Origin of the sequence: Pseudoalteromonas sp. S16_S37, assembly GCF_014694405.1 — a bacterium.
In the GTDB taxonomy this organism is placed as follows: Bacteria; Pseudomonadota; Gammaproteobacteria; order Enterobacterales; family Alteromonadaceae; genus Pseudoalteromonas.
Window position 1 is genome coordinate 23,684 of record NZ_JAAUWV010000050.1, and the last position, 9,439, is coordinate 33,122.

The 9,439-nt window shown below is 40.9% G+C and carries 8 protein-coding genes; 3 read left to right on the forward strand and 5 right to left on the reverse strand.

The features are described from left to right. Positions 1 to 2: 2 nt before the first annotated feature. The 4 genes from HC733_RS17575 to HC733_RS17590 form a co-directional block, all read right to left on the reverse strand. The gene (locus HC733_RS17575) at positions 3 to 386 is read right to left on the reverse strand and encodes a DUF3192 domain-containing protein (protein WP_190366311.1); all 384 of its coding nucleotides are present in this window, start codon (positions 384 to 386) and stop codon (positions 3 to 5) included. Positions 387 to 452: 66 nt separating this feature from the next. Then, entirely contained in the window at positions 453 to 1,241 is a 789-nt protein-coding gene (gene xni / locus HC733_RS17580; protein WP_190366312.1) for a flap endonuclease Xni, read from the reverse strand. Next, complete coding sequence (gene ppnN, locus HC733_RS17585) at positions 1,238 to 2,581, reverse strand: nucleotide 5'-monophosphate nucleosidase PpnN (protein ID WP_190366313.1); 1,344 nt, start codon at positions 2,579 to 2,581, stop codon at positions 1,238 to 1,240. The genes xni and ppnN overlap by 4 nt, the downstream gene beginning before the upstream one ends. A gap of 14 nt (positions 2,582 to 2,595) precedes the next feature. After that, positions 2,596 to 4,146 (reverse strand): GGDEF domain-containing protein, encoded by a 1,551-nt coding sequence (locus HC733_RS17590; protein WP_190366314.1) that lies wholly within the window; start codon positions 4,144 to 4,146, stop codon positions 2,596 to 2,598. Between the two features lie 178 nt (positions 4,147 to 4,324). On the opposite strand from HC733_RS17590, the gene HC733_RS17595 reads away from it, so the two are divergent. The 3 genes from HC733_RS17595 to HC733_RS17605 all read left to right on the forward strand — a co-directional run bounded on the left by HC733_RS17595 (position 4,325) and on the right by HC733_RS17605 (position 8,033). Further along, positions 4,325 to 6,103, forward strand: coding sequence for a M61 family metallopeptidase (locus HC733_RS17595; RefSeq protein WP_190366315.1), 1,779 nt, complete (start codon positions 4,325 to 4,327; stop codon positions 6,101 to 6,103). A 152-nt stretch (positions 6,104 to 6,255) separates the two neighbouring features. Next, positions 6,256 to 6,633, forward strand: coding sequence for an STAS/SEC14 domain-containing protein (locus tag HC733_RS17600; protein ID WP_190366316.1), 378 nt, complete (start codon positions 6,256 to 6,258; stop codon positions 6,631 to 6,633). 452 nt (positions 6,634 to 7,085) lie between these two features. Further along, on the forward strand, positions 7,086 to 8,033 hold the full coding sequence (locus HC733_RS17605; RefSeq protein WP_190366317.1) for a heme-binding protein: 948 nt from the start codon (positions 7,086 to 7,088) through the stop codon (positions 8,031 to 8,033). A gap of 49 nt (positions 8,034 to 8,082) precedes the next feature. Here the strand turns inward: HC733_RS17605 and HC733_RS17610 are convergent, their stop codons facing one another. Beyond that, positions 8,083 to 8,700, reverse strand: a complete 618-nt coding sequence (locus HC733_RS17610; protein WP_190366318.1) for a hypothetical protein — start codon at positions 8,698 to 8,700, stop codon at positions 8,083 to 8,085. Between the last annotated feature and the right edge of the window lie 739 nt (positions 8,701 to 9,439).

Here is a 9,439-nt window from a genome sequence, read left to right on the forward strand (position 1 = left end):
GTTTATAAAGCCTTTTCATATGCCACACTCGCCGCTGGCCCCCATAAAATCAATTGTCCGTTATCAAATAGCAATCCAGTACATTCGTCTTGGGTTGTGATCCCATCAGGTTTCACTAATTGAGTACGATAATAAACAATTTGTAAGGTCTTATCTTGCTGTTTTTTTACGTAAGTTAAATCAGGGCTACCCAGTGTTTCTAGCACTTCATCAATGCTGAGAGATTGATCAGGCTTGAGCTTACTTATAAAACGCTTGTTAAATGCCTCTCGGTCTTGCCAAATCATTGCTTGAGGGTCATCTTTATAAAAATTAATGACTAACATCACAATTGCCGCATAAACAGCTAAACCCAACACTATGTACTGCAATACTTTCTTTATCATAGAAACCCTACCTGCTTATCGTCGATGAGTATAGCAGAGCAAGGGTTAGAGCATATAAAGATGCGACTAATTAACGCCATTACCAGTGCGCCTCAATTGCTTTAAATTAAAGCCCAGATAAATGTCATTTCGTAGCGTGACTAGTTGCTTACTAATAATGTAATCATCCATTCCTTTGATTAGCTTGGTTTTGATACTTGCTTTGCAATTAGGGTCATCTATTGCTTTGGCGATATCATGATAATCATTGACTAACTTTATTGCTGATTTTTGACCAATACCCACAACGCCAGGTATGTCATTGGTTTTATCTCCTGCAAGCGCCCAAAAATCTGTGAGCTGTTTTTTGTTTACAGCAAATCGCTCCAAGATACATTTATCTGTGAGCCATTGACGTTTAAAGTAATCATAAATCTCAATTTTATCACTGAGCAACGGGTAAAATCCTTTATCTGTAGAGACAACAACCGAAGCAATGCCGGCACTGCTAGCTTTAGATGCAAGTGTTGCAATCACATCATCGGCTTCATCCTGCTCAGGAATGTAAACTGTTACACCTTGTTCAACAAATGCCTCTGAGATTGCCTCTAAATTTTTTGAAAGCAAACTAGGCATGGGTTTTCGGCTATGCTTGTATTTTTCATAAAAGTGATAGCGCCAGCTTTTTTCGCCATCAAACACGGCTACTGCATGACTGGCTTGAGTTATTTCCAACAGCTTTTTGGTTGCATGACTTACTCTACTTTTACATGAAAGTATCGTTTGCGATTCACTACGGTGGGTGTGTTGTTCATCAACGGCGTAGATGCGCCTAATTAAATTAAGCGCATCTATTAGGACTAATTTATGTTTCATGCTCTTATTTGATAGCAGGGGATATATTTACTACCAGGAAGCTTCATACGACCTTGATCTACAAAAGCGCGCAATAGCTTATCCATGTCCTTCATGAGTGAAGTATCGCCGCTTAGTATATAAGGCCCATGCTGTTTAATTGCTCGGATCCCTTCATCTTTAACGTTACCTGCCACAATCCCTGAAAATGCACGACGCAAATTAGCGGCGAGCTGCTGAGTGGGCTGGTTAAGATGCAAATCAAGCGCCGCCATATTTTCATGTGTTGGTGCAAAAGGCATTTGAAATTCGTTATCTATTTTAAGTGTCCAGTTGAAGTAATAAGCATCGCCTTGCAATTTTCGATACTCTCTTACTTCTTTCATACCCAACTTTAGCTTTTTCGCCACAAGTGCTGGGTTATCAATGATCACTTCAAACTTTTCTAGCGCCTCTTCGCCCAAGGTACTTTTTACAAATAGGCAGATCTCTTCAAAGTACTTAGCTGACTCCTTAGGACCCGTGAGTATGACAGGTAAACACTGTTTTGCATTGTCTGGGTGAAGCAAAATACCCAACAAATACAACAATTCTTCAGCGGTACCGGCGCCACCTGGAAAAATAATAATACCGTGTGCGGTGCGCACAAAGGCTTCTAGGCGCTTTTCAATATCAGGTAATATAACCAGCTCATTTACGATAGGATTCGGTGGCTCAGCTGCGATGATACTAGGCTCGGTTAAACCTAGGTAACGATTGTTACTGATCCTTTGTTTAGCATGACCTATCGTAGCCCCTTTCATAGGGCCTTTCATTGCACCAGGCCCACAGCCCGTGCAAATATTTAATCCGCGCAACCCAAGCTGATAACCCACCTCTTTTGTATATCGATATTCGGTTTCATTGATTGAGTGACCGCCCCAACAAGTAATAATGTTTGGGTCGCTGTTCACTTCAAGTGCATCGGCATTACGCAGCATATCAAACACCATGTGCGTTATTTCTCGAGGCGTATTTATCTGTGTTTCGTGACGCTGACAGATAAACAAAATATCTCGAATAACCGAGAAGATATGCTCATGAATACCCAGAATTATCTCACCATCAACAAAGGCAGTCTCAGGTGGATTACTGAGTTCAATTTTGATGCCCCGCTCACGGGCAATTAGCTTAATATCAAAGTCTTGGTATTTATTGTAGATTTCAGAGCTGGAGTCTGTGTGACTGCCCACGTTTAACACAGCAAGGGCACAATTTCGAAATAGCCTATATCTTTCACTGTTAGAAGATTGCTGTAATAGGTCTACCTCTAATTGAGATAACAGGTTTAGTACACCAGTTGGATTTAACTGTACTTGCATAGGCATTCTCCTTTTTATTCACGAAGGCAAAGACGGTCACGACCGCTATTTTTTGCCTCGTAAAGTGCGCTATCCGCTCTATCAAATGCAGATAGCGGGGTGTCACCATCTTTAAACTGCGTTGCACCTAGAGATATGGTGATTTGTACTTGCGTCTCTTTAAACTTAAAAGGGATCGACTTTATTACATTACGTAATTTCTCAAGTGGCGGCTTTGCATGTTGTAAGTGCATACCAGGCATCAACAACACAAACTCTTCACCGCCGTAGCGGGCTATAAAATCAGTTTTACGTATTGCTTTTTTCAGCGCTCTTGCAATCACTTGCAACGTTTTATCACCGGCACTGTGTCCGTATTTATCGTTAATAGACTTAAAATGGTCTACGTCTATCACCACTAATGTTACATCACCTTTGTTTATACCAAATAGATGAAACTCTTGATTAAATCTATCGTCGAAAGCGGCTCTGTTAGGTAGTTTTGTTAATCCATCAAGTAAACTTTTAAAACGCTGCTCAGACAAGCGCTTTTTATAGGTGTTAACTTTACTCTCTAGCACATTGATGCGGTCGTTGATCTTTTCAAAGCTCTCAAACAATGCTTTTTTATCTTCGCTTTCAATACGTTCACGTTCTATCAAATCTTGACTTAAAAGTTTTAATTCACCATCCACTAAGCTTTTTAATTCGCTGATAGACGTCGCTTTTTGTGTACGAGCATTTAAGCTCTCAATTTTCGACTCGATTTGCTTATTAAGGTTAGTAATTTGCTTATTAACATTTTGCGAATGCTTGGTGGTGGCAACGATAGAGCTATTTAGTTCTTCTAACGTTTGGTTAAGTGAAACTAAAAAACCCTGTGCCGATTGGCGCTCTCGGCTGATACTTTTCACTATCACTTTGATGATATTCAGCGCCGAATTAAGCAAAGAATCAATGCTGTCATTGGGACTAATGGCATTTTTTATAGCTTTAACTTCTTGCGAGACATCTTCATCGAAGGTTAACTCGTTTGCTAGATTTAATAACTCGTTGGCAATTTCCGGCGCCTGACTTGCCTCACCTTGATTGCTGACACTATCTGCTTGAGTTAATTTAAGTTGTAGCGCTTGCTGATATATCCCTGATAGTTTTTCTAAAATAGGGATGTAATCATTGGTTGTATTTATATTTGATAGCTCATGGTCCAATAAATGGCGCAGCTTTCTGCGGCCATCTTCTGGTAAACCTCTGATTTTTTGAAGTTGTTTACCAGCTTGACTAATACTTTGCTGTAACGCACGATTATTGGCATTGATGGTTGCTTCTTGGTGCTTAAGGGTTTCATTCATCCCTTCAATCAAAGGCTCAAGTTCTTCAAACCCCATCCCTTTTTGCAACACACTTCTAAACTTCGCCAGCTGATTATCAAGCGCCACATCCTGACCCTTACAGCTTAACGACAATTTAGCAGCAAAATTAGATAACACATCCACTTGATGCTTACGCGCGGTCTCTAAGGCTATTCTAGCTTTAATAGTTTGTTCTAGTTTTTTTTCTAGTAGCGCAGAATTTTTAGTTACCAATATTAACTACTTCCATCATCTCAGTGTTTTAACTTAAGTTTACATCAATTATCTACGTTGTGTTTACGAATTTTATGTTCTTTGCCGTTTACCGAATATATTGTGCATTCGCCGAGTTTTTTAGACAAGGCATGGTGTTTTGGTATGCTCGGCGCATTACTTCCAACTCGGTCTAACAATGCTTTACAAACATTTTCTTTTACCACTTAGCTTATTATCGCTCAACGCATTAGCAGAAGTAGAATATAAACTGGTCATCGATCAAGCACAGCACCACCTTGGCAATGTTTCTGTGACATTTCCAAAATCAGCGCAAGCTCATCTAGACATTAAACTACCAGATTGGCGCACCGGACGCTACGAAGTATTGAATCTTGCCAACGGTATTCGATATTTCAATGCGACGGATCAAAAAGGCAACCCACTGAGCTGGCACAAAATAGACAAAAGCACTTGGCGTGTGAATATCGACAACCCAACTGAGATCAAAGTAAGTTATCAAGTTTATGCCAACGAACTGGGCATGCGCGCTAGACATATAGATGATAGTCATGCGTTTATCGATGCTTCAGGCTTTTTTATGTTTTCTGAGTCATTTCGCCATGAGCCTGTTTTAGTCGATTTAGATGTTCCAAAACAGTGGCGTTCAGTATCGGGGATGGATTTTGCTCATGATAAACATAGCTTCAGCGCGCCAAACTATGACGTATTGGTCGACTCCCCCATCGAAACCGGTATAAATGAATTACATAAATTCTCCGTAGATGGACGTGAGTATGAGTTAGTTATTTGGGGGCAGGGGAACTATGATGTAGAGAAGATGCTGATTGATCTAAAAAAATTAGTCAAAACAGGCACGCTTATTTGGCATGATTATCCCTATCAGCGCTATGTGTTTATGGTTCACGCCACCAGTGGTGCCCGCGGCGCAACCGAACATCTCAACTCGACCATTATTCAACGTCACCGTGATAGCTTTGCTAAACGTAAGGACTATGTTGGATTTATTTCTACCGCAGCCCATGAGTTCATTCATACGTGGAACGTTAAAGCCTATCGGCCAGCAGGATTAGTTCCTTACGATTATATAAACCCAAACTACAGTGATTTACTGTGGCTCTCGGAGGGTTCAACAAGCTATTTGGAAGACTACCTGTTACTAAGCGCAGGGATCACCACTGCGAGCGAGTTTTTTGAAAACTTGACTCGAACGCTCAATACGCACTTTGCTACACCGGGAAGGCAAGTTCAGTCAGCTGCTCATTCAAGCTTTGATAAATGGATTAATCAAGGGGGCGATCATGGCAAAAACTACAGTACCAACATTTACAGAGAAGGCTCGTTAATATCTATGGCCTTAGACATAGACTTGCTTGCAAATAGTGATGGTGAGGTTAGCTATCGAGATGTACACAAGCAGCTATACAAACATTTTAAGCTGCCAAATAAATTTACCAGTGACGATGTAAAAGTTATTCTGCAGCAAATATCAGGACAAGATTATGGCGCTTGGTGGGAAGCGCATGTAAACGCGCCTTTGAATTTAGATATACAACTGCTACTAGATAAAGTTGGCTTAGAGTACGTTCACCCAGAAGGCGCAAAACCAATTGCTAATTTACAAGTAGAAGCAAAAAGCACAGGGCAACTACTGACGTTAACCCATGTGGCACGCGACAGTTCGGCTTGGCAAGCAGGTTTAACATCGGGAGACAAAATAGTCGCCTTTAATGGAAACCATGTGCGGGAGACATTAGCAGACTCATTGTCATACTTTAAAGGCAACGATAAAGTCAGAGTCGATTTTATTCGCAGAGATAAGCTAATGAGTACTCAGGTGATACTTGATAGTGATTTTGATAAGCCCAAGGTAGTACGCGCTATCTCTTCACCCAGTGCTTCGCAACAAAAGCTGTTTAAAGCTTGGACAGGCATAGCACATCCAGCTTCAAAATAACCTACCTTCATGCGGTTCAGCTTTGCAAGATAGCTGAACCGCAGTGCGTTTTCGCTAAAGTATGCGCTGCATCAAAAACACAACCCTTTTATAGTTGTTTTAAGCAAATTCACTCACTAGATTAATAATACTGTTTCTAATGGAGGTGAGTTATGTCGCAACAACACGGCTTTTCAATCGGCATTGAACGAATGAACGATCAATTTGTCGTCCATCTAAAGGCATTTGGTACGCTAACCCACGAAGATTATAAAACCATAACCCCCATGCTAGAGGGCGCATTTCAACAAGTGGAGCATCCTCATATTAAAGTAATTGCGGATATGACCCACTTAGAAGGTTGGGAACTAAAGGCCGCTTGGGATGACTTTAAACTCGGTTTAAAATATGGTTCTAGTTTCGAGAAAGTAGCACTGATTGGCCCACGGCCTTGGCAAGATACACTCGCCAAAATTGCAGGGTGGTTTATGGGAGCTAAAGTAGAAAAGTTTAGTGATTTTTCACAAGCTAAAGCATGGTTGCTTGAATAACATAAAAACAGCAACAAGCAGACATAAAATAAACGACTGTGCTTATCGAAGAAAGTATGGGAGTGAGATACGCTCCCACTTAGCATTTTCCAATACTCTGACTCTATCGAATTAACCATCTTTGCAAAGCAATCACCCATAAAGAGTTCTAACTAACATCGCGCAAATGGATAGATTTTTACCTCCAATGAGTCACTAAAACAGGCGCTATAGCATCAGACAAAATAAGCCACTGGCTCGTCGAAAATTTTCAACTTGGTGAGCAAGCGAAATTTTATTAAAGCTTAATATGAAAGTAGTGAACCTAGATGTTCATGTTAAAACAGCAACCTATGGGTAACGTAATCAAACACTTTATTTTTAACAGCAAGCCTTATTGGCGAATTAGATCTTGTTGGACTACACATAAGAGGCTGATTGTAGCAATAGACACTGAAAAAGTAGGAGGGAATATGTCTAATTCAGGTCAAGTAGAACAACATCTATCAAAACGTAAACTCGAATCCACAACAAAGGTAGAACCAGCGTTAGGACCACTCAGTCAACTACCGGGTGTGTGGAAAAACACAGGTCAATTTCAAGGCCATGGTTGGAATATGATTGCACTGCCGTTTCCAATGGGCAACCACGACTATCGTTTACTCAATAACCAGTACAATGAAACACTCACTTTTCAACTCGTCGACAAAAATGTACCTAACCGTGGTATGAATGGTGATCAAGAAGTATTTACCGTTGACTACGTACAAGCAATTGAGCAAATTGCCGCAGCAGATTTTCCTGACTCAGGCTTAGCAGGGGGACCAGGACTGGCCATTCATCATGAACCAGGTCTTTGGTTACACATGAAAGACCATACGACAGGGGATATTAATATAGCGCGCCTATCGAGCATTCCCCATGGGGATGCAGTTATGGCTCTGGGGAAAAGCGATAAAAGTACTAGCGGATTTGATATACCTAACATAAGCGGACTGCCTATCGGTGTTAATCAGGATCTCACGAATCCTTACCTAGAACCCTATGCACATTTTAATGCCCATCCGTTTAAAGGTGTGTTTAACCCAACTAAACCGAATGACCTGCTAACATCTGCTATCGCACCATTTTTTAGTAATGACCAAATAGCAAATGTTACCCAGCTAAAAGTTGACTCAGCAATGGGCAGTGGTGGTGTGAACAATATTCCTTTTGTGACAAGACAAGCGAATGCGGCTGAAGTAAGCTCTATTTTCTGGATTTATGAGTTAAAAGAAAAACACCCTAATGGTGAGCCAAGGATGTTATTGCAATACACTCAAACCGTTATGTTGGAATTCTTCGACAGCCCAAATGGTCCAGGATTAATTAAGTGGCCACACATCAGTATTAACACGCTTGAAAAGCAGCCAAACAATTGATTTTATATAGGCAGCCTAGATGGGCTGCCTAGCTTAAGTTAAACGACAGTTAACGCTCTACTTGGCCCATCGGGGAAAGTAATCTGCCTTTTTCATCTTTTGGTGGTTCGAGGGTGTTATAACGCTCGAGTGCTTGCTCAGATAACTGCAAACCGACTTCATCATCATAAGATTCCGTAGTGCCGGCAGAAGCAACTCCTTGACGACTTATACTACAATACCCTTTGCGCTCAAAGTAAGCATTACCAAAGAACCAAAAACTACCGAACTTAGTGTTCTCTACCCACTCGTGCCAATGACCAGCGCCAATTTCTGGGCGAGAGTCTTTTACCTGAGTAACAAGCTCCCACTGCATACCATCGTGACCTCGCTCACTCCAAAAGTCACCATACATAAACACCTGGTCTCCTTCTTTTTCAGCAATACCATTCCAGTTTGGATAAGTATTCGACACCCATCTATACACTTCATGAGAGCCGTTGGTACCTACAAAATAGAAGCAAAGCCCTTGTGTTGCCCAGCGCGAATGGATTGAAGAACGATCATCATGGAAGGTGATCATCCATTGATTACCCTCTTGAGTAAGGGTTGGTTTGTAAAGCTGCGCTTGTGCCGCAGTGCTCGCTAACGTCAGCGCTGCAACACTAAAAGCAAGTAAATGTTTCATAACTGTTCTCTCCTTATTTAATTAAAAATGTCTCCTTGAGGAGTCCTTTTAGGCGCCATAAGCGCCGTTACAATTATGGTTAATTTGTACGAATTAATTGTATCGCGGAGTATGTATGGATAGAGGTAAACACTTTTACTGGCCACCTTTGTTTACTAAAAATATGATTATGTACTTAGCTTATTCGCTATGTTTTAAATGCAATCAAGATACATGCAGCCCTGACACTTTGAAAGCGCGTACGTTTTTCATAGCTTCCCCAAAATCAAGCCAATTGGTGTATACAAAGGTGAATTTTAGATTACCAAGTGGACGGACTGGAGATCTAATAAAGATACGTTCATTATTTGCGATAGGTCTTAGTACTGAAAATAAAAGGTTTTACTTGTCATATTTACGAATGACATTAAGCATCATCGGCTATTGACGCTGGTGTTTTTTGTTGGTCAAGCGCCTGCTTTGTATTGAGGAAGCAAGTAGGGGTTTGCCACTTAATACGTGACAAACCACAGAAAACTGTAAGCGCTACAGTTTGAGTGAGTTAAGATACTCGTTTTGGCTCACTATTTCACTGATAAAAATAGAGTTATTTTTCTTTGCAAGTTCTAAGGCTTGCTGTGAGACCCTGTAACAGATTCTGTGTAACTGCCATTTAGTTGATATGTCTTTCGAGGCGTTCCTCGAATTCGATAATAAATCGACTCATCGCCTGACGCCAGTTTTGAATGGGCATTGTCCA

Excerpts from the sequence above, each read along its gene's own strand:
- HC733_RS17595 (WP_190366315.1), top strand. The coding sequence starts at position 4,325 with ATGCTTTACAAACATTTTCTTTTACCACTTAGCTTATTATCGCTCAAC.
- xni (WP_190366312.1), bottom strand. The coding sequence starts at position 1,241 with ATGAAACATAAATTAGTCCTAATAGATGCGCTTAATTTAATTAGGCGC.
- HC733_RS17610 (WP_190366318.1), bottom strand. The coding sequence starts at position 8,700 with ATGAAACATTTACTTGCTTTTAGTGTTGCAGCGCTGACGTTAGCGAGC.
- ppnN (WP_190366313.1), bottom strand. The coding sequence starts at position 2,581 with ATGCAAGTACAGTTAAATCCAACTGGTGTACTAAACCTGTTATCTCAA.
- HC733_RS17575 (WP_190366311.1), bottom strand. The coding sequence starts at position 386 with ATGATAAAGAAAGTATTGCAGTACATAGTGTTGGGTTTAGCTGTTTAT.
- HC733_RS17600 (WP_190366316.1), top strand. The coding sequence starts at position 6,256 with ATGTCGCAACAACACGGCTTTTCAATCGGCATTGAACGAATGAACGAT.
- HC733_RS17605 (WP_190366317.1), top strand. The coding sequence starts at position 7,086 with ATGTCTAATTCAGGTCAAGTAGAACAACATCTATCAAAACGTAAACTC.